Origin of the sequence: Microbacterium ginsengisoli, from assembly GCF_000956535.1 — a bacterium.
In the GTDB taxonomy this organism is placed as follows: Bacteria; Actinomycetota; Actinomycetes; order Actinomycetales; family Microbacteriaceae; genus Microbacterium; species Microbacterium ginsengisoli.
In genome coordinates this window covers 1-25836 of sequence record NZ_JYIY01000057.1, presented here as the reverse complement: position 1 = coordinate 25836, position 25836 = coordinate 1, and the positions used below count along the sequence as shown (strand labels likewise).

The window sequence follows — 25836 nt, the reverse complement described above, 5'->3', positions numbered from 1 at the left end:
ATGGCGCCGGCCGGCCGTGCCCGGCGCCGCCGCGTCAGCGCAGGGCCGGCACGACCTCGCGCTCGAACAGGTCGACACCGGTGCGGTCGTAGGCGTGCTCGGGGAAGTAGTGGATCGCGTACGCAAGTCCCTCGGCCTGCAGCGCGCGCAGCCGCTCGACGATCATCGCGGGCGTACCCACGAGCGCCGCGCCCGAGCGGTATTCGGCCATGTAGCCGCCGATCGCGTCACCGAGGTAGGGCGCGAGCCGCGCCTCGATCGCGTCGAGTCGGTCGGCGACCTCCGCATCGGTCGCCGCGACGACGGTGGAGAAGTTGGCGCTCAGCGTGATCTCGCGCGGGTCGCGCCCGATCGCTGCGCAGTGAGAATGCAGGATGTCGCGCTTGCGCACGAATGTCTCGGGATCGGAGCTGAAGTTCGTGTACTGCGCGTGCTTCGCGGCGATCTTCAGCGTGACCTTCTCGCCGCCGCCGGCGACCCACAACGGGATGCCGCCCTGCTGCAGCGGAAGCGGGCGCACGATCGCGCCGTCGACCTGGTACTCGCGACCCGAGAACGTGACCTCGCCGTCCCGCCACGCACGCGTCATGATCTCCACGCCCTCGCCGAGCTGACGCAGTCGCTGCGGGGCATCCGGGAATCCGTAGCCGTATGCGCGCCATTCGTGCTCGTACCAGCCGGCGCCGATGCCCATCTCGAGACGCCCGCCCGAGATCACATCGACCGTCGCGGCGACCTTCGCGAGGTAGGCCGGATTGCGGTAGCCGGTGCACGTGCACATCTGGCCGAGACGGATGCGGCCGGTCGAGGCCGCGAACGCCGACATCAGCGTCCACGCCTCGTGGGTGGCCTCCTCGCTCGGCACCGGAACGGTGTGGAAGTGGTCGTAGACCCAGATGGACTCCCAGGCGGTGCCCTCGTCCGCGCGCTGCGCGAGCGAGGCCATCACCCGCCAATGGTCCGCGGGATCGATGTCGACGAGGTCGTGACGCCAGCCTTGGGGGATGAAGATTCCGAAACGCACCGAACCAGGTTAGGGCCGGGCGCCGCTCATGGCACGTCGGTCGCGAGGCGGGCCCGGGGCATCCGCGCCCTCATCACCGCGATCGCCTCGGGGTTGTCGTCGACGAGCACCGCGTGGCGGCCGAGGGCCGCTGCCACCGCCCCGGTCGTTCCGCTGCCGGCGAAGAGGTCGAGAACGGTGTCGCCCGGCCGGCTGGATGCCGCGACGATCCGCCGCAGCACCCCCTCGGGCTTCTGCGTGGGATACCCGGTCTTCTCCCGCCCGGTCGTCGGCACGATCGTGTGCCACCAGACGTCCGTCGGGAGCTTGCCGCGCGCGGCCTTCTCGGGGGTGACGAGCCCGGGCGCCATGTAGGGCTCACGGTCGACCGCGTCGGCGTCGAACCAGTACCGGGTGGGATCCTTCACGTAGACGAGGATCGTGTCGTGCTTCGGCGGCCAGCGGCGGCGCGTCTTGCCGCCGTAGTCGTAGGCCCAGACGATCTCGTTGAGGAAGTGTTCGCGACCGACGAGGGCGTCGAGCAGCACCTTCGCGTAGTGCACCTCGCGGTAGTCGAGGTGGAGGTACAGCGTGCCGTCGTCGGCGAGCAGCCGCCACGCCTCGACGAGCCGCGGCTCGAGGAACCCCCAGTAGTCGTCGAACCTGTCGTCGTAGGTGCGCAGGTCGCCGCGGAGCCGCTCATAGTCGCGACCGTGGAAGCCGCGGCGGGTCGCGGCATCCGTCTCACCCTCGGCGTCGCGCGCCCACGTCACCGTCTCGACGGCACGGGTGCGTTCGCGCCCGGTGTTGAACGGCGGGTCGAGGTAGACGACGGTGAAGGCGCCGGCCGGCAATGAGCGTGCGACCTCGAGGTTGTCGCCCTGATGGATGACCACGTCGCCGGTCACGGCACCCGGTGCAGCCATGCGTCCGTCGCGAACTTCGACGCGACGAGCGCCTCGGCCTCGGCGTATTCCTCTTCGGTGATATGTCCGGCGTGGGCGCCGTAGAGGTTTGTGAAGGTGTCGATGAAGCGGTCGATGATCTCCTCGCGCGACAGCCCCGTCTGGCTCCGCAGCGGGTCGACGCGCTTGGCCGCGGAGACCGTGCCCTTGTCGCTCAGCTTCTCCCGGCCGATGCGCAGCACCTCGGTCATCACCTGGCCGTCCATGTCGTAGCTGAGGGTCGCGTGATGCAGCACGCCGCCGTTCGCGAGCCGCTTCTGCGCGGCGCCGCCGATCTTCCCGTGCGGGCCCGTGATGTCGTTGAGGGGCTGGTAGACCGCGTCGATGCCGAGTGAGCGCAGCGCCACGAGCACCCAGTCGTCAAGGAACGCGTAGGAGTCGGCGAACGTCATGCCCGCCACGAGCGTCGCCGGCACGTAGAGCGAGTACGTCACGATCGAGTTCGCGCCCATGAGCATCGCGCCGCCGCCCGAGATGCGGCGCACGACATCGAAGCCGTGACGCGCGGCGCCCGCCGGATCGACCTCGTTGCGCAGCGACTGGAATGAGCCGATCACGACGGCCGACTCGTCCCACTCCCACAGGCGCAGGGTGGGAGCGCGGCGCCCATCGCCGACGCGGGTCGTGAGCACCTCGTCGAGCGCGAGGTTCATGCGCGGCGAGACCGGTCCGTCGTGCACCACCTCCCAGTCGAAGTCCTTCCAGCCCGGAGCCCGCACGAGCGCCCGGCGCACGACGGTGCCGATCGACTCGGGCGTGAAGCCGAGCAGCTGGGCTCCCTCGGGAAGGGCCGATCGCACCGCCTGCGCGATGGCCGCGGCATCCGTCTCTTCGGGGAGGCCGTTCAGCGCGGCGTCGATCGAGGCGAGCGCATCGTCGGGCTCGAGGAAGAAGTCGCCCGCGACGTGGGCGTTCGCGATGCGGCCATGTTCGACGTCGAGGTCGACGACGACCAGCTTGCCCCCCGGGACCTTGTACTCACCGTGCACGGCTCTCAGCCTAGAACGACGACGGATGCCGCGGCCCGCCGGTCGCGCCCGCGGCTCGGCGATCGGCCCCGGGCGCCGATGTCAGGTGCCCCGCGTCAGTCGCGGGCCGCGAAGCGCCGGTCGAGCCAGGCGAGCAGGTCGCCGCGGACGTCCTGCTGCATGACCTCGTTGAAGATCTCGTGACGACCGCCGGGGTAGACGAGCGTGGTCACGTCGGTGAAGCCCGAGCGGCTGCGATAGGCGTCGGCGAGCTTGTGCACGCTGCGGGGTCCGCCGACGGTGTCCTCCTTGCCCACCAGGAGAAGGGTCGGGATGTCGCGACCGAGGTTCTTGCGCGGACGCCCGAACAGCCGTGCGGCGTCGATCACACCGAACAGGCGCAGCAGTGGCACCGAGACGGTGAGCGGGTCGTCGAGGAACGCCTGGCCGACAGCCGGGTCGCTCGAGAGCCACTCCGTGCCGTTGGCGGTGGGCGCCTTCCACGGCGCGTTGAGGTCGCCGGCGTTGAGGGTGCCCGGCAGGCGCAGCGCCGACCCGGAGAGCACGAGCGCGTCGTACGCGTCGGGGTGCTCGTTGACGAGGATCTGCGCGAGGAACGAGCCCCACGAGTGCCCGAGCAGCACGAGCGGCAGGTCGGGGTTCTCGCGCCGGATGATGCCGGTGAGCTGCCACACGGCGGCGACCGCAGCGGGGTGGCCGCCGGCGCCGAGGTGGCCGAGCTTGGCGTGATCGCCCCACTGCTGCAGTCCGGTACGGCCGTGGCCGCGGTGATCGTCGGCGTAGACGATGTAGCCGTCGGCGGTCAGCGCCTCGATGAGGGCGCCGTACCGGCCGGCGTGCTCGCCGACGCCATGCAGCAGCTGCACGACGGCGCGCGGGGTGGTGACGGCGGGGTGGTGGTCGTAGACGACGGTGACGCCGTGTGCATCGACGAACGCGGGCATGTGCCGAGTCTAGGGACGGGTGTGGGCGGCCAGCGACAGGCGTAGTCTTCGCATGACTGAAGTTCGCTAGAAAAGAGAGCTAAATGGCCGATCTTGCCCGCCGCCGCTGGTTCGGACTCGTCTTCATCAGCCTCGCCGTCGCGCTCATCATCGTCGACTCCACGATCGTGAACGTGGCGATCCCCTCGATCGTCGACGAGCTCGGCATCACGTCGACCCAGGTGCAATGGGTGCAGGAGGCCTACACCCTCGTGTTCGCGTCGCTGCTGCTGATGTTCGGCAGCCTCGCCGATCGCTTCGGTCGCCGGAGGATGCTGCTCATCGGCGTCGTGATCTTCGCCCTCTCCTCTCTCGTCGCCGCCCTCAGCCCTTCGGGCGACGCGCTCATCGCCGCGCGACTCGTGCAGGGGGTCGGCGGCGCGATGATGCTGCCGTCGACGCTCTCGCTGCTGAACGCCACCTTCCGCGGCCGCGAGCGCGGGATCGCGTTCGCGGTCTGGGGCTCGACCATCGGCGGCATGGCCGCCGTCGGACCCCTCCTCGGCGGCTGGCTGACCACCGACTTCTCGTGGCGCTGGGCGTTCGGCATCAACATCCCGTTCGCCGTCGTGATCGTCATCGGTGTGCTGCTCACGATCGCCGAATCGCGCGAGACCCGCACCGGCGGCCTCGACATCGTCGGTGCGGCCCTGTCGGTCGTGCTGTTCGGCGCCCTCGTGTTCGGGCTCATCGAGGGCCGCACCTACGGCTGGTGGACGACCGACCAGCAGCTGCGGATCGGCGGCGTCACGTGGACGTGGGGCGTCTCGCCCATCCCCTTCGCCTTCGCCCTCGCGGCGCTCGCGCTCCTCGCGTTCCTCGTCTGGGAGGTCCGGCGCTCACGGCAGGGGCACGGCACTCTGCTCGAGCTGTCGCTGTTCCGCATCTCGTCGTTCCGCAACGGCAACGTCGCCGCGATGGTCGTCTCCCTCGGCGAGTTCGGCATCATCCTCTCCCTCCCCCTGTGGCTGCAGTTCGTGCTCGGCTTCGACGCCCTGCAGACAGGTCTCGTGCTGCTCGCCCTCGCCGTCGGCTCGTTCGTGGCGAGCGGGTTCGCCGGCGCGACGAGCGGTCGCGTGTCGCCCGTGACGATCGTGCGCATCGGCATCGGGCTCGAGATCATCGGCATCGCCGCGGTCGGCTGGGTCGTCGCACCGGATGCCGCGTGGGGCTGGTTACTGCCGGCGCTGTTCGTCTACGGCATGGGCGTGGGGCTCGCCACCGCGCAGCTGACCGGCGTGGTGCTGCAGGATGTGCCGGTCGAACTGTCCGGGCAGGGGTCGGGCACGCAGTCGACCTCGCGCCAGGTGGGCTCCGCGCTCGGCATCGCGATCCTCGGCACGGTGCTGTTCACCTCGACGGCGGGCATCCTCGGCGCGAAGCTCGACGACGCCGGTGTGCCATCGGCGCAGCGCGACCAGATCGTGAGCGCCGTCGTCGACTCCGCCGGCGGGGCGATCGCGGGACTCGCCGAGAACCCGCAGACGGCGGCGATCGCCGACGATGCGAAGGCGGCTCTCTCCGAGGGCACCCGCCTCTCCGCCTTCTCGGCGGCCGGGTTCCTCGCGATCGGCCTGCTCGCGACGATCGCGCTCGGACGCCGCCGCGACCCGGAGACCGCCGTGGGCTGACCGACGCCCTGCCGCGTGACCGCGTTCCGGGTGCGGAGGCGCGATGCGCCGTTGAGATTTACTTAGCATGGCTAATTTGTTAGGCTAACGATCACGATGACCAGCCCCGAGGATGCCCCCGCCCCCGAGCTGTCGGCCGCGGCATCCGATCTGCGGATGGCCACGTTCCGGCTCGCCCGACGCCTGCGCGCGCAGCGCGCCGTCGACACCATGAGCGACGGGCAGTTCGCGGTGCTCGCGGCACTCAAGATGCACGGGCTGCATACCCTCGGTGAGCTCGCCGACCGCGAACGCGTCACCGCACCGTCGATGAACCGCACCGTCAACGGCCTCGAGGAGGCCGGTTACCTCACCCGCACCACCGACGACGACGACCGCCGCAAGGTGAACATCGAGCTCACCCCCGCGGGTCGCGAGGTCGTGGAGGAGACCGTGCGCCGCCGCGACGCCTGGCTCGAATCGGTGCTCGCCGACCTCGACGAGGACGAGCGCGAGGTGCTCGCCCGCGCCGCCGCCCTCATGCGACGGGTGGCAGAGCGATGAGCGCCATGTTCCGGTCGCTCTCGGTCTACAACTACCGACTGTGGTTCAGCGGCGCCCTCATCTCCAACATCGGCGCGTGGATGCAGTCCACCGCACAGGACTGGGTCGTGCTCACGCAGCTGACGAACCACGACGCGACGGCCATGGGCATCACCATGGCGCTGCAGTTCGGCCCCCCGCTGCTGCTGGTCGGCGTCACCGGCTGGGTCGCCGATCGTTTCGACCGACGCCGCCTGCTCTACGTCACCCAGACCCTGCTGGCGATGCTCGCGGTGACGGTCGGCGTGCTGCTGCTCACGCACGTCCTGACCCTGCCGCTCATGTGGGTGTTCGCCCTCGCGCTCGGCGTCGTGAACGCGTTCGACGCCCCGGCACGCCAGGCATTCGTCTCCGACGTCGTCGCACGCGAGAACGCATCGAACGCGGTCGCACTCAACTCGGCGTCGTTCAACATGGCCCGCCTGATCGGCCCGGGCGTCGGCGGCATCCTCATCGTGATGGTCGGCACCGGCTGGATGTTCCTGATCAACGCGGCCACCTTCGTCGCCATGCTCCTCGCCCTCTCGCTGATGCGCCCCGGCGAGCTCGTGCCGCGCGTGCGCGAGCCGGGAGCCGCACGCCTCGCCGACGGCTTCCGCTACGTCGCGGGCCGCCCCGACCTCATCGTCACGTTCATCATGGTGTTCCTGGTGGCCGCATTCGGCATGAACTTCCCGATCTTCGCGTCGACCATGGCGCTGGAGTTCGGCAAGCAGGCCGACGGCTACGGGCTGCTGAGCTCGGTGCTCGCGATCGGCTCCCTGGCGGGGGCGCTGCTCGCCGCCCGCCGTGACCGCGCACGCATGCGGGTGGTCATCATCGCGACCGGCGGATTCGGCGTGATCTCGCTCGTCTCCTCGCTGATGCCCGTCTACGTGCTCTACGCCGCGACCCTCGTGTTCGTGGGGCTCTGCACCGTCACGATGCTCGCCACCGCCAACGGCTACGTGCAGACGACGACGGCGCCGGCGCTGCGCGGACGCGTGCTCGCGCTGTACATGGCGGTCATCATGGGAGCGACGCCGATCGGCGCACCGATCGCCGGCTGGGTTGCGACGACCTTCGGGCCCCGCACGGCCATCCAGGTCGGCGCGATCGCGGGCCTGGTCGCGTGCGCCATCGGGGCCGGCTGGCTGGCGGCATCCGGTCGCCTTCACCGCAGCGAGACGCGGCGGTTCCTCCTGACGATCGACGAGACCCGTCCGCTGCGCCTGCCGGCGCCGACTCCCGAGGTGTTCAGCGATGAGATCGCCGGCACCACGCCGATCGAACTGCCCGCGGATGCCTCGCCCCGCCGCCGAAGCGGACACGACCGCACCGTGCCGCGAGGGGTCTGAGACAGGTCAGCGCCGTCAGGTCGCCGTGGATGCCCGCACGACGAGCTCAGGCCCGAACACGACCCGCTCCGTGGGTCCGCCGGGCGACTCCGCCGCCGCGAGAAGCAGCTCGACGGCCGTCGTGCCCATGAGGACGGCGGGCTGACGCACCGAGGTGAGCGGGATGACAGCGGCTGCCGCGAAGTCGATGTCGTCGTAGCCGATGAGTGCGATGTCCTCGGGCACGCGCACGCTCGCGGTCATCACGAGGGATTGCAGCAGACCGAGGGCGAGCAGGTCGTTCGCCGCGAAGATCGCGTCCGGCCGCGCGCTGACGGGGCGCGCGAGGATCTGCGCACCGGCCACCCGCCCCTCCTCGACGGTGAGCGCCCGCGTGCCGACGAACTCGAGCGACGCTCCGCCGTGTGCGGCGACGGCGCCCTGAGCGCCCTCGAGACGATCGGCGACCTGACGGATCGACACCGGCCCGCCGACGAACATCAGCCGGCGTCGGCCCACGTCGAGCAGATGGGATGCCGCGAGGGTGCCGCCCGCAAGGTCGTCGACGGCGACGGAGGCGAACGAGCCGTCGCGCGACTCGCGGTCCACGAGCACGGTGGGCGTGCCGCGGTCGCGCACCGCGCGGAGCTTGGGGACGCTGTCGTAGACGGGGGTCACGAGCATCCCGAACACGCGCTGCTCCTCGAACAGCTCGATGTGCCGGTCTTCACGATCCTGCTTCTCGTCACTGTTGGCCATGAGCACGGTGAGGTCGTCGGTGGATGCGCGCTCCTCGGCGCCGCGGGCGACCTCGGTGAAGAAGGGGTTGCGCATGTCGAGCACGACGAGGCCGATGCTGCGGCTGCGGCCGGCGCGCAGCTGGCGGGCGGCGTCGTTGCGCACGAACCCGAGGAGGTCGATGGCGCGGTGCACGCGGGCCACCGTCTCCGCCGACACCTTGTCGGGGCGGTTGAGCACGTTGGAGACGGTGCCGACGGACACCCCGGCGGCTTCGGCGACGTCGCGCACGCTGACGGCCACAGCTCTCCTCCTCACGTCCTCGGGCGGTGAGAGTGAAACGAATCAATAACGCCGGAAGACTACGGGCAAATTCGCCTTGACACCATCCTGACGAGGCCCTAACGTCGTTCCGGCAGGGATTGAAACGATTCACTCCCTCAATGGAGAGGGTGAGTTATCTCATGACCGACAGCCCCGTGCTGGAACTGCGGGACGTGCAGAAGTCCTTCGGCTCCGTCGTCGCACTGCGCTCCGGGACGATCTCCGTCGACGGCGGATCGATCCACGCCCTCGTGGGTGAGAACGGTGCCGGCAAGTCGACGCTCGTCAAGATCGTCGCCGGTCTCTACCAGCGCGACGCCGGCGTGTTCCGCCTCCGCGGCGAGGCGGTCGACTTCTCGTCGACCGCCCAGTCGAAGGCGGCGGGCGTCGCGGTCATCTACCAGGAACCCACGCTCTTCCCCGATCTCTCGGTGACCGAGAACATCTTCATGGGGCGCCAGCCGACCAGCCGATTCGGCCGCATCGACCGCAAGGCGATGCGCCACGAGGTCGAGCGCCTCTTCACCCGTCTCGGCGTGCTGATCGATCCCGATCGACCGGCCGAGGGTCTCTCCATCGCCGACCAGCAGGTCATCGAGATCGCCAAGGCCGTCTCCCTCGACGCGTCGCTGCTGATCATGGACGAGCCGACGGCCGCCCTGTCGGGCATCGAGGTCGAGCGCCTGTTCACGATCGCGCGCAGCCTGCGCGACGAGGGGCGCGCGCTCATCTTCATCTCCCACCGATTCGACGAGGTCTTCGCACTCTGCGACACCGTCACCGTCATGCGCGACGGGGCCTACATCGCGACCAGCGCGATCGCCGACACCACCGTCGACGCGATCGTTCGTCAGATGGTGGGACGTGAGATCACCGAGCTGTTCCCCAAGCAGCCCGCCGAGATCGGCGAGCCGCTGCTCGAGGTGGAGCATCTCACCAGCCCCGGCGTCTTCCAGGACATCTCGTTCACAGTGCGCGCCGGCGAGATCGTCGGCCTCGCCGGCCTCGTGGGTGCCGGGCGCAGCGAAGTCGCCCGTGCCGTGTTCGGCGTGGACCCGTACTCCGCCGGCACCGTGAAGCTCAAGGGCAGGATCGTGCCCTCGGGCCGCCCGACGGCGGCCATGCGTGCCGGCCTCGCCCTCGTCCCCGAAGACCGCCGCAAGCAGGGACTCGTCGTCGAGTCGGGCGTCGGACAGAACATCACGCTCGCCATCCGCCGCCGGCTCACGAAGTTCGGACTGCTCACTCAGCGTGCCGAGAACCGTGCCGCACGCGAATGGGCGTCGCGCCTCGAGGTGAAGACCCACGCCCTCGACACCGTCGCCGCGACCTTGTCGGGCGGCAACCAGCAGAAGGTCGTGCTCGCGAAGTGGCTCGCCACCGAGCCCACCGTGCTCATCATCGACGAGCCCACGCGCGGCATCGACGTCGGCACGAAGTCCGAAGTGCACCGCCTTCTCTCCGAGCTCGCCGGCCGCGGCATGGGCATCCTCATGATCTCGTCCGAGCTTCCCGAGGTGCTCGGCATGGCCGACCGCGTGCTCGTCATGCGCGAGGGTCGCCTCACCGCCGACATCGCCCGCGCCGAGGCCACCTCGGAGAACGTCATGCACGCCGCCACCCACGCTCCGGAGCACGCCCGATGACCACCACCAACATCCCCGTCTCGGCCGTGTCGAGGACGATCGGTCGCCTCGGTCGCGCACGTGAGTTCGGCATCCTGCTCGCCATCGTGCTCGTGGTCGCCGCCGGCACGGTGAAGAACCCCAGCTTCCTGTTCAGCTCCGACGGCTGGCGCGACCTGCTCCTCACCCCGTCGATCCTGCTGCTCGTCGCCGTCGGACAGGCGATCGTGATCATCACGCGCAACGTCGACCTCTCGGTGGGCTCCGTGATCGGTCTCACCGCGTATCTCACCGGCCGGCTGTTCAGCGACATCCCCGGAATCCCGATTCCGCTCGTCGTGCTGATCGCCGTCGCGGCGGGCGCGGTTCTCGGACTCGTCAACGGAGCTCTCGTCGCCTTCGGCAAGGTTCCCGCGATGGTGATCACGTTGGGCACGCTCTACGCCTACCGCGGCATCGGCGTCGTCTGGGCGGGCAGCAACCGCGTGAACGCCTCCGACATGCCGAGCTCGTTCCTCGGGCTCGGCACCGGGCAGATCCTCACGATCCCGATCCTCACGATCGTCGCGGTCGTCGTCCTCGCGATCGCCGCGTGGTACCTGCGCAACACCCGGGGCGGGCGCGAGTTCTACGCCATCGGCTCCGACCCCGCAGCCGCACACCTGTACGGACTCCGGGTGACCCGTCGCATCCTCACCGCCTTCATCCTCTCGGGAGCACTCGCCGGCCTCGCGGGCGTCTTCTACGCCGCGCGCTACGGCACCGTCGACTCCCAGGCGGGCACCGGCTGGGAACTCCAGGCGGTCGGCGCCGCGGTCGTCGGTGGCGTCGCGATCGTCGGCGGCGTCGGCACCGTATGGGGTGCCGCCCTCGGCGCCGTGCTGCTGCTGACCATCAACCGTGCGCTTCCGGTGCTCGGCATCCCCGACTTCTGGCAGCAGGCCGTCGTCGGCGTCCTCATCATCGGCGCGATCGTGCTCGACCGCGTCCTGGCCGTGCGACAGAAACGGCGTCTCATCGAAACGAGGGACCAGGCATGACCGCCCCCACCACCACTGCCACCGTGCGGGTCGTGAAGAACTACGACAAGCCGTTCTGGCGCCGCGTGCTGCTCTCGCGTGAGACGGCGATCGTCGTGCTCCTGATCGCCGTGGCGATCGTGTCGGCCTCGACCGTGCGCGGGTTCAACCAGCCGCTCACCCTCACCTTCCTCCTGCTCGACGTCGCGCCGATCCTTCTGATCGCACTGCCGATGACCCTCATCATGATCACCGGCGAGATCGACCTGTCGGTGGGAAGCATGGTGGGCCTGTCGAGTGTGACGACCGGAGTGCTCGTGCAGGCGGGGGCCCCGTTCGGGGTCGCCGCCCTCGCGGCGCTCCTCGTCGGCGTCATCGGTGGCGCGATCAACGGCTTCCTCGTCACCGTCGTCGGGCTCCCCTCCCTCGCCGTGACGATCGGAACCCTCGCGCTGTTCCGAGGTCTTGCGGTCGGCCTACTGGGCACCACCGCCGTCACGAGCTTCCCCGTCGAGTGGACAGCGCTCGCGAAGGCGAAGATCGCGGGCACCGCGATCCCGTACATCATCGTGCCGTTCCTCGTGCTCCTGGTGATCTTCGCGCTGCTGCTGCACTTCACCCCCTTCGGTCGCGGCGTCTACGCGATCGGCCTCTCGAAGGACGCCGCCCGATTCTCGGGCGTGCACGTGGAGCGCACGAAGTTCGTGCTGTTCGTGCTCGCCGGCGTCGTCTCGGCCTTCGCGGGGATCTTCTACACGCTGCGCTTCGGCAGTGCGCGCGGCGACAACGCCACCGGGCTCGAGCTGCAGGTCATCGCCGCGGTCGTGCTCGGCGGGGTGTCGGTGTTCGGCGGTCGTGGCCAGCTGTACGGCGTCATCGCCGCCGTGCTGCTGATCGGCACGCTCTCCAGCGCGCTGCGCCTCGTGAACGTCACCTCCGACGTGATCAACATCATCACCGGCACGCTGCTCGTGCTCTCGGTGATCGGCGCGAGCGTGCTCGCGTTCCTCCAGTCCCGGCGCCGCCGACCGGCGCCGACACCCACCGTGGCGGCCTCCGCAGCTTCATGAGCCCGCACGACCAGCCGACGACGTCCCGTCGCGGCGCCACCCATGAAAGGAAACGAACAATGACGTTTGCACCCAAGCGCGTCCTGGCCCTCGCGGCTGTGGCCGTGACGGCGGCGCTGGCCCTCACGGCCTGTGCCGACACCGGCTCGTCGTCGCCGACCAGCGGCTCGAGCGGCGGCAGCGGCAACCTGTCGATCACGTTCCTGCCGAAGAACCTCGGCAACCCGTACTTCGACACCTCGGCGAAGGGCGGCCAGGCCGCGGTCGCCGAGTTCGGCGGCACCTTCAACCAGGTCGGCCCCGCGCAGGCCTCGCCCGATGGTCAGGTCAGCTACATCAACACGGCCACGCAGCAGGGCGTGGGAGCGCTCGTCGTCTCGGCGAACGACCCGAAGGCCATCTGCGACTCGCTCAACCAGGCCCGCTCCGCGGGCGTCAAGGTCGTCACCTTCGACTCGGACACCGAGACCTCGTGCCGCGACATCTTCGTCAACCAGGCGACGTCCGACGGCATCGCCAAGGTGCAGGTCGACCTGATCGCGAAGCAGATCGGCGACTCGGGTGAGATCGCGATCCTCTCGGCCGCGGCGAACGCGACCAACCAGAACGCGTGGATCGACAAGATGAAGGCGCTGCTGGCCAGCGACCACCCGAACATCAAGCTCGTCGATGTCGTCTACGGCAACGACGACGACCAGACCTCGTTCGACAAGACCGCCGCTCTGCTCCAGGCCCACCCGAACCTGAAGGGCATCATCTCGCCCACGACGGTCGGTATCGCCGCCGCGGCTCGCTACCTGTCGACGTCCGCCTACAAGGGCAAGGTCGCGCTGACCGGTCTCGGCACCCCGAACCAGATGCGGGCCTACATCAAGGACGGCACCGTCACCTCGTTCGCACTGTGGAACCCCGAGGACCTCGGCTACCTCGCGGCCTACGCCGCCGAGGCGCTCATCAAGGGCGAGATCACGGGCAAGCAGGGCGACACCTTCACCGCCGGCAAGCTCGGCAAGTTCACGGTCGGCGCCGACGGCACCGTGCTGCTGGGCGACCCGTTCGTGTTCGACGCCAGCAACATCGACAACTTCAACTTCTGATCTTGTCTCCCCTCCCGGCCGGCCGCCCCGTGCGGCCGGCCGGGCCACCCGAAAGGACCACCCCATGCCACGCGTGAGCTTCGAGCTGCGGATCGACCCCGCGCGCCTCGACGACTACCTCGCACGGCACTCCCCCGTCTGGCCGGAGATGCTCGCCGAGATCGCGGCATCCGGTCGTCGCAACTACTCGCTCTTCCTCGGTGAGGGCGGCAGGCTCGTCGGCTACTACGAGGTCGACGACGACGTGGCCGCGCAGGCGTACCTCGCGGCATCCGAGATCGCCACCCGCTGGGAAGCGGAGATGGCCCCCTTCTTCCTCGGTCTCGACGGGCGGCCCGACCAGGCCGCGACCGCACTGACCGAGATCTTCCACCTCGAGGACCAGCTCGCCGAGAGCGGCTCCTCGCCCGTCCCTACGACCGCAGAAAGCCGCGCACAGTGAGCATCCTGACTCCCGCCGTCCGCTCCACTCTCGAGAAGCAGGCCATCGAGCTGCCCAGCTGGGCGTTCGGCAACTCGGGCACCCGTTTCAAGGTGTTCACGACGCCGGGCACCCCGCGCGACCCGTTCGAGAAGATCTCGGATGCCGCGCAGGTGAACCGTCTGACCGGCCTCGCCCCCGCCGTCGCCCTGCACATCCCGTGGGACCTCGTCGACGACTGGAGCGCCCTGCGGGAGCACGCGGCATCCGAGGGCGTGACCCTCGGCACCGTCAACTCCAACACCTTCCAGGACGACGACTACAAGTTCGGCGCCCTCACCCACGAGGACGACCGCATCCGCCGGAAGGCGATCGACCACCACCTCACCTGCATCGACGTCATGCACGAGACGGGGTCGCGCGACCTGAAGATCTGGCTCGCAGAGGGCTCGAACTACCCCGGCCAGAACGACATGCGCGCCCGCCAGGACCGCCTGCAGGACTCGCTGCAGCAGATCTACGCCCACCTCGGCGACGAGCAGCGTCTCGTGCTGGAGTACAAGTTCTTCGAGCCGGCGTTCTATCACACGGATGTCCCGGACTGGGGTACCTCCTACGTGCAGGTGGCGGCGCTCGGCGACAAGGCGATGGTCTGCCTCGACACGGGCCACCACGCGCCCGGCACGAACATCGAGTTCATCGTGATGCAGCTGCTGCGCCTCGGGAAGCTGGGGTCGTTCGACTTCAACTCCCGCTTCTACGCCGACGACGACCTGATCGTGGGCGCCGCCGACCCGTTCCAGCTCTACCGGATCCTCAGCGAGGTCATCCGCGGCGGCGGGCTCGACAACCCCGACGTGGTCTTTATGCTCGACCAGTGCCACAACATCGAGAACAAGATCCTGGGTCAGATCCGCTCGGTGCTGAACGTGCAGGAGATGACCGCGCGTGCGCTGCTCGTCGACCGTGAGGCGCTGGCCGCCGCGCAGACCGCGAACGATGTGCTGGCCGCCCAGGCCGTCTACATGGACGCGTTCTACACCGACGTGCGTCCGGCTCTCGCCGAGTGGCGCGAGGGTCGCGGGCTTCCCGCCGACCCGATGGCCGCCTACCTCGCCTCCGGCTACCAGGCCCGCATCGAGGCCGAGCGCGTCGGCGGCGTGCAGGCCGGCTGGGGCGCCTGACCCACCCAGACCCGTCGGGGAGATCGCACCGCCGATCGCGGTCTCCCCGGCGCACCACACCGAACCGATACGCTCAGGCCCCATGGCTGGATTGCTCGGAGAAGAACGGCGGGCGCTTCTGCTCGCCATCCTGCATCGCGATGACGTGATCCGTCTGGAGAGCGCCGCTGACGAGCTCGGCGTCTCGGCGATGACCGTACGCCGAGACCTCGCCGACCTCGCCGCCGAGGGCGCCGTGCGCCGGGTGCGCGGCGGTGCGGTGGCGGCGATCACGCCCCGCCCCTTCGAAGAGCGCCGGGCCACGCGCGGCGCACAGAAGGCCGTGCTGGCCCGCAAGGCCGCCGAGCTCGTCCCCCGCTCGGGGGCGGTGGCGATGGATGCCTCGTCGACGACCGGCGTGCTGCTCGCCCATCTTGCGGAGGTCGACGATCTGCTGGTCGTCAGCAACTCGGTCGAGAACGCCGCCACGGCACGACAGATCGCGGGCGTCAGGTCGATCCTGGTCGGCGGCGAGCGCGAGGACCGCACCGGCAGCTACGTCGGTCCGTTCGCGACGCGCGCCGTGGCCGCGGCGACCTACGCCCGCTTCTTCACCTCGGCGGCGGCGATCGATCTGCGCGGGTCGAGCGAGGTGACGGCCGAGGAGGCCGCCATGAAGTCGGCGTTCGCGGCGGCAGCCGATGAGACGGTGCTGCTGATCGACTCCTCCAAGCTCGGCGATCGTGCGCTGGCGTCCGCGCTCGACTGGTCGCAGATCGATCTGCTCGTGACCGATCTCGACGTGGACGACACCCGTCTCGATCCGTATCGCCCTCTGGTGCAGATCGTCTGATTTTGTTATCTTTTGTTTGATCTCACAGAAGAGAACACGAACAGGATCACCGAATGTCGAACTCCGCCGCATCCGAGCTCATCGCCCGCAGCAACCGTCTGGGCGCCGACCCCAAGAACACGAACTACGCGGGCGGCAACACGTCCGCCAAAGGCACGGCGACCGACCCCGTCACCGGCGAGCCCGTCGAGCTGCTGTGGGTGAAGGGATCCGGCGGCGATCTCGGCACGCTCACCGAGTCCGGTCTCGCCGTGCTGCGTCTTGACCGCATGCGCGCGCTCACCGAGGTCTACCCGGGCATCGACCGCGAGGACGAGATGGTCGCGGCCTTCGACTACTGCCTGCACGGCAAGGGCGGCGCGGCCCCCTCGATCGACACTGCGATGCACGGCCTCGTCGACGCCCCGCACGTCGACCACCTGCACCCCGACTCGGGCATCGCGATCGCAACGTCTGCCGACGGACCCGCCCTGACCGAGAAGATCTTCGGCGACAAGGTCGTCTGGGTGCCGTGGCGCCGCCCCGGCTTCCAGCTCGGACTCGACATCGCCGCCATCAAGGCCGAGAACCCGCAGGCCATCGGCACGATCCTCGGCGGCCACGGCATCACCGCGTGGGGCGAGACCTCCGACGAGGCCGAGCGCAACTCGCTGTGGATCATCGACACCGCGGCCGCCTACATCGCCGAGCACGGTGCCGCGGAGCCGTTCGGAGCCGTCGTCCCCGGCTACGAGCCGCTGCCGGAGACCGAGCGCCGCGCGCGCGCCGCCGCCCTAGCCCCGACCATCCGCGGCCTCGCCTCGACCGACCGGGTCGTCGTCGGCCACTTCACCGACAGCGAGCCGGTGCTCGACTTCCTCTCGCGCGAGAAGCTCCTCCCCCTCGCCGGTCTCGGCACGAGCTGCCCCGACCACTTCCTGCGCACGAAGGTCAAGCCGCTCGTGCTCGACCTTCCGGCCACCGCGACGCTCGAGGAGCAGCTGGCCCGCCTCGCCGAGCTGCACGTCGACTACCGCGCCGACTACCAGGCGTACTACGACGCGCACGCGACATCCGAGTCGCCCGCCATCCGCGGCGCCGACCCGCTCATCGTGCTCGTGCCGGGTGTCGGCATGTTCAGCTACGGAGCGAACAAGCAGACGGCCCGCGTCGCCGGCGAGTTCTACGTCAACGCGATCGGCGTGATGCGCGGCGCCGAGGCCCTCTCGACCTACACCCCCATCTCCGACGCGGAGAAGTTCCGCATCGAGTACTGGGCGCTCGAGGAGGCCAAGCTGCAGCGCCTGCCGAAGCCGAAGACCCACCAGGGCCGCATCGCGTTCGTCACGGGAGCGGCGTCGGGCATCGGCAAGGCCATCGCGACCCGTCTCGCCGCCGAGGGCGCCTGCGTCGTGGTCGCGGACCTCGACCTCGAGAAGGCGCAGGCCGCCGCCGCCGAGCTCGGTGGATCGGATGTCGCGATCGGCGTCGCCGCCAACGTCGCCGACGGCGCCGCCGTGCAGGACGCCATCGATGCCGCCGTGCTCGCCTTCGGCGGCATCGACCTCATCGTCAACAACGCCGGCCTGTCGCTCTCGAAGCCGCTGCTGGAGACCACCGAGAAGGACTGGGACCTGCAGCACGACGTGATGGCCAAGGGCTCGTTCCTCGTGTCGAAGGCGGCCGCGAAGGCGCTCATCGACCAGAAGCTCGGCGGCGACATCATCTACATCTCCTCGAAGAACAGCGTGTTCGCCGGTCCGAACAACATCGCCTACTCGGCGACCAAGGCCGATCAGGCCCACCAGGTGCGCCTGCTCGCCGTCGAGCTCGGCGAGCACGGCGTACGGGTCAACGGCATCAACCCCGACGGCGTCGTGCGCGGCTCCGGCATCTTCGCCTCGGGCTGGGGCGCCAACCGCGCCGCGACCTACGGGGTCAAGGAGGAGGACCTCGGCCAGTTCTACGCGAACCGCACGATCCTCAAGCGCGAGGTCGTGCCCGAGAACGTCGCCGACGCGGTGTACGTGCTCACCGGCCCCGAGCTCAGCCGCACCACCGGTCTCCACATCCCCGTCGACTCGGGCGTCGCCGCGGCGTTCCTGCGATGACGTCAGCGGTCTCCGGCGGCCACGTCGCCGCCATCGACCTCGGCGCCACGAGCGGCCGGGTCGTGCTCGCGCACGTGAGCGGGAGCGAGCTGCGGGCCGAGACCGTGGCGCGTTTCCCGAACACCCCGGTGCGCACGCCCGACGGGCTGCACTGGGACGTGCTCGGGTTGTACGGGGCGGCCGTGCGCGGCCTCGGCGATGCGTTCCGGCAGGCGCCGGGCATCGCCTCCATCGGCATCGACTCCTGGGCGGTCGACTACGGTCTGCTGCGCAACGGCGTGCTGCTCGGCAACCCGTACCACTACCGCGACGAGCGCACCTCACGCGGGGTGCTCAGTGTGCACAGCCGGATGCGGCATCCCGATCTCTATCGCCGCAACGGCCTGCAGTTCCTGCCGTTCAATACGCTCTACCAGTTCGCCGCGGAGCGCCGCGACGTGCTCGACCTCGCCAACACCGCGCTGCTCATCCCCGATCTCGTCGCGTACTGGCTGACCGGCCAGGCCCGCACCGAGCTGACGAACGCATCGACCACCGGGCTCCTGCGGGTCGACGACCAGCGTCTCGACGACGACCTGTTCGACCGTCTCGGGCTGCGCCGCTCGCTGCTCGCGCCGCTCATCGCCCCGGGCGAGAGCTACGGCGTGCTGCTGGACGAGGTGCGCGCCGAGATCGGTGCGCCCGGCGCGGTGCCGGTCACGGCGATCGGCTCGCACGACACCGCCTCGGCGGTGGTCGCGGTGCCGATGGCGGATGCCGCGGCATCCGCCTACATCTCGTGCGGCACGTGGGGTCTGGTGGGCCTCGAGCTTCCCTCGCCGGTGGTCACCGACGCCGCCCGGGAGGCCGGCTTCACGAACGAGGGCGGCGTGGACTCCCGCGTGCGGTTCCTGCACAACGTGATGGGCCTGTGGATCCTCAGCGAGACCGTGCGCGGCTGGGAGGCGAAGGAGGGTCATGCGATCGACCTGCCGACGCTGCTCGACTCGGCCGCCGAGGTGCCCGCGGCATCCGTGCCGGTCTTCGACGTCGACGACCCGCGGTTCCTGCGCCCCGGCGACATGCCCGGCCGCATCGACGCGTGGTGCGACGAGCACGGCGTGCGACCGCCGCGCACCCGCGCCGAGTACGCCCGCGCGATCGTCGAGTCGCTCGCCGACGCGTTCGCGCGCAACGTGCACACCGCCGCGCAGCTCGCGGGGGTCGATGTCGCGACGATCCACATCGTCGGCGGCGGCGCCCTGAACACCTTGCTGTGCCAGCGCACGGCCGACCGGTCGGGACTCGTCGTCGAGGCGGGTCCCGTCGAGGCCACCGCGCTCGGTAACGTTCTCGTGCAGGCCCGCGCGGCGGGCTTCGCCGCCGGCTCCCTCGAGGCGCTCCGCGACCTCGTACGGCGCACCCATGCGCCGCTTCGTTACACCCCGACCGCGACCTCCTGAGGAGAGACATGGTTCAGCGTCAGCTTCCCAACCCGGCCGAGCTGCTCGAACTGATGCAGTTCAAGAAGCCGTCCTTCGACCTCAAGAAGCGTCGGCTCGAGTCCGCGCTCACGATCGCGGATCTGCGCACGATCGCGAAGCGCCGCACCCCGAAGGCCGCCTTCGACTACACCGACGGCGCGGCCGAGGGCGAGCTCTCGCTCGCCCGAGCCCGCCAGGCCTTCGAGGACATCGAGTTCCACCCGCGGGTGCTGCGTCCCGCCGAGTCCGTCGACACGTCGGTCGAAGTGCTCGGCGGGCCATCCGCCCTGCCGTTCGGCATCGCGCCGACAGGGTTCACGCGCCTGATGCAGACCGAGGGTGAGATCGCCGGCGCCGGAGCGGCCGAGGCCGCCGGCATCCCGTTCACCCTCTCGACCCTCGGCACCACCTCGATCGAGGGAGTGAAGGCGGCGAACCCGACCGGACGCAACTGGTTCCAGCTCTACGTCATGCGCAACCGCGAGATCTCCTACGGCCTCGCCCGACGCGCGGCCGAGGCAGGTTTCGACACCCTCATGTTCACCGTCGACACCCCGGTCGCCGGCGCCCGCCTGCGCGACAAGCGCAACGGGTTCTCGATCCCGCCGCAGCTCACCCTCGGCACGATCGTGAACGCGATCCCGCGCCCGTGGTGGTGGTACGACTTCCTCACGACCCCCAAGCTCGAGTTCGCGTCGCTGTCGACCACGGGCGGCACCGTCGGCGAGCTGCTGGATGCGGCGATGGACCCGACGATCTCGTACGACGACCTGGCGGTCATCCGTGAGATCTGGCCGGGGAAGATCGTCGTGAAGGGCGTGCAGAACGTCGAGGACTCGGTTCGCCTCGTCGACCTCGGCGTCGACGGCATCGTGCTCTCCAACCACGGCGGCCGTCAGCTCGACCGCGCTCCCGTGCCGTTCCACCTGCTGCCGCAGGTCGTGCGCGAGGTCGGCCGCGATGCGACCGTCATGGTCGACACGGGCATCATGAACGGCGCGGACATCGTGGCATCCGTCGCCCTCGGCGCGAGGTTCACGCTCATCGGCCGCGCCTACCTCTACGGCCTCATGGCCGGCGGACGCGCGGGCGTCGACCGCACGATCCAGATCCTGCGCACCGAGATCGAGCGCACCATGAAGCTGCTCGGCGTCTCGACGCTCGCGGAGCTCGAGCCGGCGCACGTCACCCAGCTCCACCGCCTTACCCGCGGTCAGGCGGGCGCGGAGGTGCCGGTCACGCCTCGCGCGTGATCGTCACCTTCACCGACAGCTGCGAGGCGTGGCCACCCGCGTACACGCCTCGCAGTGGCGGCACGTCGTTGTAGTCGCGACCCCGGCCGACCAGCACGTGCCGATCGCCGATCTCGATGTTGTTGGTCGGGTCGAAGCCCTGCCAGTCGCCGGCGAACCACTCGACCCAGGCGTGTGACTCGCCGGCGACGGCGACGCCGATCTCGGCGTTGGCTCTGGGGTGCAGGTAGCCCGACACATACCGCGCGGGAATGCCCACCGACCGCAGGGCTCCGATCGCGATGTGGGCCATGTCCTGGCAGACGCCCTTGCGTGCGACCCACGCGTCGGCGGCCGTGGAGTGCACGCCGGTCACGCCGTAGACGTACTCGACGGCGTCGCCGATGGCCGCGGTGATCTCGTGCGCGGCCTCGCCCGGGTCGTCGTGGCGGCCGGCGATGGTGGCCGCGATCTCGGCCACCTCGGGGTGGGGCCGGGTGCGGTCGGTCACGGTGAGCTGCTCGACCGTCTCGATCTGCCGCGACGCCTCGACGTGCAGGCGCTCCCACGTGATGCCCGCGTGCTCGATCGGGCGGGGACGCACCTCGACGAGCGAGCGGGCGGTGACCCGCAGAGACGGATGCCGCGACTGCACGTCGAAGCTCGACACCCGCGTGCCGAAGTAGTCGATGTACGAGTTGATGGATGTCGCGGGGTCGATCTCCAGCGACGAGCTCAGCACGAACTGGCTGTCGGTCGTGCCGGGGAGCATGCGGGCCTCGTTGTACGACGCGGCGACCTCGCCGCCGTAGCTGAAGCCGGTGATGTGCTCGATGCGTAGGCGCTTCACGGGGTGTCTCCGATCCAGCTGGGCTCGGCCTGCGTCGGGAAGAAGCGCTGGCGGATCGCGTCGGATGCCTCGCGGGTGACCCGCTGCACTCCCCGCATGTGCTCGGGCAGCTCGGCGAGGATCTCGGCGATGGGGCTGTACTCGAGGTCGTTGCGGATGCGTCCGAGCGCCCGCAGCACGGGGTTCGAGACGCCGACGCGGTCCTCGCGCGGGTCGATCGCGCTGACGCACTCCTCGGCGCGCAGGATCGAGTAGATGATCGATCGCGGGAAGAGCCGGTCGAGCAGCAGGAACTCGGCCGCATTGCGGGCGCTCGGCATGCCGCGGTAGGTGCGCAGGTACGCCTCGTAGGCGCCGCAGGAGCGCAGGATGGTCGTCCAGGACGGACCCGACGCCTCGGTCAGCGACCGGGTCGCGAGCAGCCGCGCGGTCATGTCGGCGCGTTCGATGCTGCGACCCAGCGTGAAGAACTGCCACGCCTCATCGCGGCTCGTCGAGGAGTCGACGACGCCCACGGCGAGCGCCGAGCGCTCGCGCACCCACTGGAAGAACTCGTGCACCTTCTCGGTCTGCAGCCGCCGCGGCATCCGGGCATTGGTGGTGTTAAGACACTCCCACAGCTCGGTCGAGACGATCTCGCGTGCGCGCCGGGCGTTCTCGCGCGCCGCGTTGAGCGAATAGACGATGCTCGACGGGTTGGCCCGGTCGACGGCGAGGCGGGCGAGCACGTCCTCGCGGGTGACGGGCGCGGCGGTGTCGGCGGGGAACGAGCCCATGACGGCCAGCAGCGACCGGCAGGCGGTGTCCTCGTCGATCCAGGGATCCTCGAGCAGCAGCTGCAAGTGCACGTCGAGGATGCGCGCGGTGCCGTCGGCGCGTTCGACGTAGCGGCCGATCCAGAACAGGCTCTCGGCGATGCGGCTCAGCAGCATGACGCGCCCCCTTCGGCGCAGGCACGCGCCTGCTGCTGTTGCTCCTGCTGCTCCTGCGTGGTGCGTGGGCGGTCCTGGGGCGAGTGGGTGACCTCGGGGCCGTTCTCGGGAGCGGGTGCCGCGCTGCTCGGTGCGCTCGCCACGCTCGCGCTCGGCGCGACGGCGCGGCCCGCGGCGTCCGTCGGAATCACCGGCAGCGCCTGCGTGACGGTCGACGCCTGATCGGCGACGAGGCCCGCGAGTCCCTGGCCCTGGCCGTACTCGACGTGGGAGGGTGCGGCTCCGCCGACGACCCAGGTGTCCTTCGATCCACCGCCCTGGCTGGAGTTGACGACGAGCTGGCCTTCGGGCAGCGCCACGCGGGTGAGACCGCCGGGGAGCACCCAGATGTCGTCACCGTCGTTGACGGCGAACGGGCGCAGGTCGGCGTGGCGGGGACGCATGCCGTCCTCGACCAACGTCGGGATGGTCGAGAGCATCACGACCGGCTGCGCGATCCAGCCGCGCGGGTCGGCGATGAGGGTCTTGCGCAACGTCTCGAGCTGGGCCTTCGAGGCATCCGGCCCGACGACGAGCCCCTTGCCGCCGGAGCCGTCGACGGGCTTGACCACGAGCTCGTCGAGCCGGTCGAGCACCTCTTCGAGCGCGCCCGGGTCCTCGAGCCGCCACGTGTCGACGATCGGGAGCAGCGGCTCCTCGGACAGGTAGTAGCGGATGAGGTCCGGCGTGTAGGTGTAGAGCAGCTTGTCGTCGGCGACGCCGTTGCCGACCGCGTTCGCGATCGTCACGTTGCCCAGGCGGGCCGCCAGCATGAGGCCGGGTGCGCCCAGCATCGAGTCGGCGCGGAACTGCAGCGGGTCGAGGAAGTCGTCGTCGACGCGGCGGTAGATCACGTCGACCCGACGGGCGCCGCGGGTCGTGCGCATGAACACCTTGCCGCCGATGCACTGCAGGTCACGGCCCTCGACGAGCTCGACTCCCATGAGGCGGGCGAGCAGCGTGTGCTCGAAGTAGGCCGAGTTGTACACACCCGGGGTCAGCACGACCACGTTGGGGTCCTCGATACCGGCAGGCGCCGAGGCGCGCAGTGCCGCCAGCAGCCGGTTCGGGTAGTCGCCCACCGGGCGCACGCGCATCGACACGAACAGCTCCGGCAGGGTCTGCGCCATGACCCGACGGTTCGAGATGACGTAGCTGACGCCCGACGGCACCCGCACGTTGTCCTCGAGCACGCGCATCTTGCCGTTCTCGTCGCGGATGAGGTCGATGCCCGAGACCTGGATGCGCACGCCGTTCGCGGCGTGGATGCCATAGGCCTGCCGATAGAAGTACTGGCTGGAGGCGATGAGCTTCGCCGGGATCACCCCGTCGCGCACGCAGTTCTGCCGGCCGTAGGCGTCGTCGAGGAACGCCTCCAGCGCCCGCACGCGCTGCTTCACGCCCGCTTCGATCTCCGACCACTCCGCGTAGTCGATGACCCGCGGCACGGCGTCGAGCGGGAAGGGCCGCTCCTCGCCCGCGAAGTCGAACGTGACACCCTGCGCGAGGTACGAGTTCGCGAGCGACTCGGTGCGTCCGCGCAGCTCGTCCTGCGTCATGCGCGCCAGTGCCTGGTGCAGCTCCCGGTAGGTCTGCCGCGAAGCCACGGCGTCGCCGGTGTGCTCGGGGTGGCCGAACATCTCGTCGAACGCGGGGAGGCCCTGCGACGTCTTTCGCGGGGCGAGAGTGGAGCCGTAGCCGTCGAACAGGTCGCCCATGCACTCACCCTAGTCGGGGGCATGTTGCGCGAGTGTTACCGATGCACGGCGGCGCCGACACGGGCGGATGCCGCGGCGCAACCTGCGCGTTCCGCCAGCATCCGCGCGATCCGGGCCGTGCACCGCGGCGGCGGTCGTAGGCTCGGCGCGTGAGCGAATCCCCCCACGCGACACGACGCCGCGAGGCCGCACGGGCGGCGCTCGCGGGGGTCGTCGCGGGAGTGGCGGCATCCGGTGTCGGCGAGCTCGTCGCGGGACTCGCCGCGCCCGGTGCGAGCCCGTTCGCCGCCGTCGGGTCGTTCCTCATCGACATCGCGCCGCCGTGGGCGAAGGACGCCACGATCTCGTTGTTCGGCACCGGCGACAAGGCGGCGCTGCTCACGCTCGTCGGCATCGTCGCCGCGATCGTCGCGGCCGCCGCCGGGGTGCTCGAGCTGCGCTGGCGCGGGGTCGGGCAGGCGCTGTTCGGACTCGCCGGACTCGCCGGCATCGCGGCCGCCATGACGAGAGCGGATGCCGCGACCCTCTCCTTCCTGCCGTCGGCCGTCGCCGGGGCCGTGGGCGTGATCGCCCTGCGGCTGCTGGTCGCGCGGATCCCCCGCGGCATCCCCCCGCTCGAGGGCCCGCTGCCGACGCGTCGCGACTTCCTCGTCTGGAGCGGCGCGACCGCCGTCGTCGGCCTCGCCGCCCTGCTCGGAAGCGTGGCCGTTCAGGCCGGCAGCCGCGCGGTCACCGCCGTGCGGCGGGCGATCACGCTCCCCACACCTGTCTCGACCGTGGCCGTCCCCGCGGGCGCCGAGCTCGGACTGTCGGGCCTGTCCCCCGTCATCACGCCGAACGCCGACTTCTACCGCATCGACACGGCGCTCGTCGTGCCGCAGGTCGATCCGTCGACGTGGCAGCTGCGCATCCACGGACTCGTCGACCAGGAGGTCGTCATCACCTGGGACGAGCTGCTCGCGCTCCCGCTCGCCGAGAGCGTCGCAACCCTCACCTGCGTCTCGAACGAGGTGGGCGGCGACCTCATCGGCAACGCCGTGTGGCTCGGATATCCGATCCGCGAGCTGCTCGCCCGCGCGAAGCCCCAGTCGAGCGCCGACATGGTGCTGTCGATGTCGGTCGACGGCTTCACCGCCTCGACCCCGCTCGAGACGCTCACCGACCCGAACCGCGAGGCGATCCTCGCCGTCGCGATGAACGGCGAGCCGTTGCCGATCGAGCACGGGTTCCCGGTGCGGATGGTGGTGCCCGGCCTCTATGGCTACGTGTCGGCGACCAAGTGGGTCACCGACCTCGAGGTCACACGGTTCGCCGACGCCACCGCCTACTGGACCGACCGGGGATGGTCGGACCACGGCCCGGTGAAGCTCGAGTCCCGCATCGACGTGCCCCGCGCGGGCGCGCAGGTGACGGCGGGCGAGACCGTCATCGCGGGGGTGGCCTGGCAGCAGCACGTCGGCGTGAAGGGGGTCGAGGTGCAGGTCGACGACGGACCGTGGACCCCCGCGACCCTCGCCTCGGCGATCAGCGCCGACACGTGGGTGCAGTGGAGCGTGCCGTGGGCCGCGGCATCCGGCTCTCACACGATGCGCTGCCGCGCGACGAGCGCGACCGGTGAAGTGCAGACCGTCACCGAGGCGCCCCCCGCGCCCGACGGCGCGACCGGCTGGCACACGATCCAGGTGCAGGTGGCGTAGCGCGCGCGTCTCGCCCTTCCCCCCTCTCTCCTCTTC

General features: G+C 70.3%; 22 protein-coding genes. 14 read left to right on the top strand and 8 right to left on the bottom strand.

What is annotated here, in order from left to right; translation table 11 throughout:
- Window positions 1-34: 34 nt before the first annotated feature.
- The 4 genes from RR49_RS02685 to RR49_RS02670 form a co-directional block, all read right to left on the bottom strand.
- Entirely contained in the window at window positions 35-1024 is a 990-nt protein-coding gene (locus RR49_RS02685; protein ID WP_045246478.1) for an LLM class F420-dependent oxidoreductase, read from the bottom strand.
- Window positions 1025-1050: 26 nt separating this feature from the next.
- A complete protein-coding gene (locus RR49_RS02680; protein ID WP_045246476.1) occupies window positions 1051-1929 on the bottom strand; it encodes a DNA-methyltransferase in 879 nt (292 codons plus the stop codon).
- Window positions 1908-2957 carry a lipoate-protein ligase LplAB gene (gene lplAB, locus RR49_RS02675; RefSeq protein WP_045246474.1) on the bottom strand — a complete coding sequence of 350 codons (1050 nt, stop codon included), beginning with the start codon at window positions 2955-2957 and terminating at the stop codon, window positions 1908-1910. Before lplAB ends, RR49_RS02680 begins: the two co-directional genes overlap by 22 nt.
- 95 nt (window positions 2958-3052) lie before the next feature.
- On the bottom strand, window positions 3053-3901 hold the full coding sequence (locus tag RR49_RS02670) for an alpha/beta fold hydrolase (RefSeq protein ID WP_045246469.1): 849 nt from the start codon (window positions 3899-3901) through the stop codon (window positions 3053-3055).
- Window positions 3902-3984: 83 nt separating this feature from the next.
- Here RR49_RS02670 and RR49_RS02665 point away from each other — a divergent pair, with 83 nt between their 5' ends.
- From RR49_RS02665 to RR49_RS02655, 3 genes are all read left to right on the top strand, one after another.
- Window positions 3985-5571, top strand: coding sequence for a DHA2 family efflux MFS transporter permease subunit (locus RR49_RS02665; protein ID WP_045246468.1), 1587 nt, complete (start codon window positions 3985-3987; stop codon window positions 5569-5571).
- A 96-nt stretch (window positions 5572-5667) separates the two neighbouring features.
- Window positions 5668-6114 carry a MarR family winged helix-turn-helix transcriptional regulator gene (locus RR49_RS02660; protein ID WP_045246467.1) on the top strand — a complete coding sequence of 149 codons (447 nt, stop codon included), beginning with the start codon at window positions 5668-5670 and terminating at the stop codon, window positions 6112-6114.
- The gene (locus RR49_RS02655) at window positions 6111-7490 is read left to right on the top strand and encodes an MFS transporter (RefSeq protein WP_045246466.1); all 1380 of its coding nucleotides are present in this window, start codon (window positions 6111-6113) and stop codon (window positions 7488-7490) included. Before RR49_RS02660 ends, RR49_RS02655 begins: the two co-directional genes overlap by 4 nt.
- 15 nt (window positions 7491-7505) lie before the next feature.
- Here RR49_RS02655 and RR49_RS02650 read toward each other — a convergent pair whose 3' ends face one another.
- Window positions 7506-8510, bottom strand: coding sequence for a LacI family DNA-binding transcriptional regulator (locus RR49_RS02650; protein ID WP_048809361.1), 1005 nt, complete (start codon window positions 8508-8510; stop codon window positions 7506-7508).
- A gap of 161 nt (window positions 8511-8671) precedes the next feature.
- Here RR49_RS02650 and RR49_RS02645 point away from each other — a divergent pair, with 161 nt between their 5' ends.
- From RR49_RS02645 to RR49_RS02600, 10 genes are all read left to right on the top strand, one after another.
- A complete protein-coding gene (locus RR49_RS02645) occupies window positions 8672-10177 on the top strand; it encodes a sugar ABC transporter ATP-binding protein (protein WP_045246463.1) in 1506 nt (501 codons plus the stop codon).
- Window positions 10174-11196 carry an ABC transporter permease gene (locus tag RR49_RS02640; RefSeq protein WP_045246461.1) on the top strand — a complete coding sequence of 341 codons (1023 nt, stop codon included), beginning with the start codon at window positions 10174-10176 and terminating at the stop codon, window positions 11194-11196. Before RR49_RS02645 ends, RR49_RS02640 begins: the two co-directional genes overlap by 4 nt.
- Complete coding sequence (locus tag RR49_RS02635) at window positions 11193-12245, top strand: ABC transporter permease (RefSeq protein ID WP_045246459.1); 1053 nt, start codon at window positions 11193-11195, stop codon at window positions 12243-12245. The genes RR49_RS02640 and RR49_RS02635 overlap by 4 nt, the downstream gene beginning before the upstream one ends.
- 59 nt (window positions 12246-12304) lie before the next feature.
- A complete protein-coding gene (gene rhaS / locus RR49_RS02630) occupies window positions 12305-13342 on the top strand; it encodes a rhamnose ABC transporter substrate-binding protein (RefSeq protein ID WP_045246458.1) in 1038 nt (345 codons plus the stop codon).
- 64 nt (window positions 13343-13406) lie between these two features.
- Window positions 13407-13784: an L-rhamnose mutarotase gene (locus RR49_RS02625; RefSeq protein ID WP_045246457.1), complete on the top strand. Its 378-nt coding sequence runs from the start codon at window positions 13407-13409 to the stop codon at window positions 13782-13784.
- On the top strand, window positions 13781-14947 hold the full coding sequence (gene rhaI, locus RR49_RS02620) for an L-rhamnose isomerase (protein ID WP_045246456.1): 1167 nt from the start codon (window positions 13781-13783) through the stop codon (window positions 14945-14947). The genes RR49_RS02625 and rhaI overlap by 4 nt, the downstream gene beginning before the upstream one ends.
- Window positions 14948-15029: 82 nt before the next feature.
- Complete coding sequence (locus RR49_RS02615; protein WP_045246455.1) at window positions 15030-15779, top strand: DeoR/GlpR family DNA-binding transcription regulator; 750 nt, start codon at window positions 15030-15032, stop codon at window positions 15777-15779.
- Between the two features lie 53 nt (window positions 15780-15832).
- On the top strand, window positions 15833-17869 hold the full coding sequence (locus RR49_RS02610) for a bifunctional rhamnulose-1-phosphate aldolase/short-chain dehydrogenase (RefSeq protein WP_045246454.1): 2037 nt from the start codon (window positions 15833-15835) through the stop codon (window positions 17867-17869).
- Window positions 17866-19311, top strand: a complete 1446-nt coding sequence (locus RR49_RS02605) for a rhamnulokinase (RefSeq protein ID WP_045246452.1) — start codon at window positions 17866-17868, stop codon at window positions 19309-19311. The genes RR49_RS02610 and RR49_RS02605 overlap by 4 nt, the downstream gene beginning before the upstream one ends.
- Window positions 19312-19319: 8 nt before the next feature.
- Window positions 19320-20585, top strand: a complete 1266-nt coding sequence (locus tag RR49_RS02600) for an alpha-hydroxy acid oxidase (RefSeq protein WP_045246450.1) — start codon at window positions 19320-19322, stop codon at window positions 20583-20585.
- Here RR49_RS02600 and RR49_RS02595 read toward each other — a convergent pair.
- From RR49_RS02595 to RR49_RS02585, 3 genes are read right to left on the bottom strand one after another with little or no spacing between them, the layout of a single operon-like run.
- The gene (locus RR49_RS02595) at window positions 20569-21414 is read right to left on the bottom strand and encodes a transglutaminase family protein (RefSeq protein ID WP_045246448.1); all 846 of its coding nucleotides are present in this window, start codon (window positions 21412-21414) and stop codon (window positions 20569-20571) included. The genes RR49_RS02600 and RR49_RS02595 overlap by 17 nt on opposite strands.
- Window positions 21411-22343, bottom strand: coding sequence for an alpha-E domain-containing protein (locus tag RR49_RS02590; protein WP_045246489.1), 933 nt, complete (start codon window positions 22341-22343; stop codon window positions 21411-21413). The genes RR49_RS02595 and RR49_RS02590 overlap by 4 nt, the downstream gene beginning before the upstream one ends.
- Complete coding sequence (locus tag RR49_RS02585) at window positions 22337-24103, bottom strand: circularly permuted type 2 ATP-grasp protein (RefSeq protein WP_045246446.1); 1767 nt, start codon at window positions 24101-24103, stop codon at window positions 22337-22339. The genes RR49_RS02590 and RR49_RS02585 overlap by 7 nt, the downstream gene beginning before the upstream one ends.
- 149 nt (window positions 24104-24252) lie before the next feature.
- Here RR49_RS02585 and RR49_RS02580 point away from each other — a divergent pair, with 149 nt between their 5' ends.
- Complete coding sequence (locus RR49_RS02580) at window positions 24253-25800, top strand: molybdopterin-dependent oxidoreductase (RefSeq protein ID WP_045246445.1); 1548 nt, start codon at window positions 24253-24255, stop codon at window positions 25798-25800.
- Window positions 25801-25836: the final 36 nt, after the last annotated feature.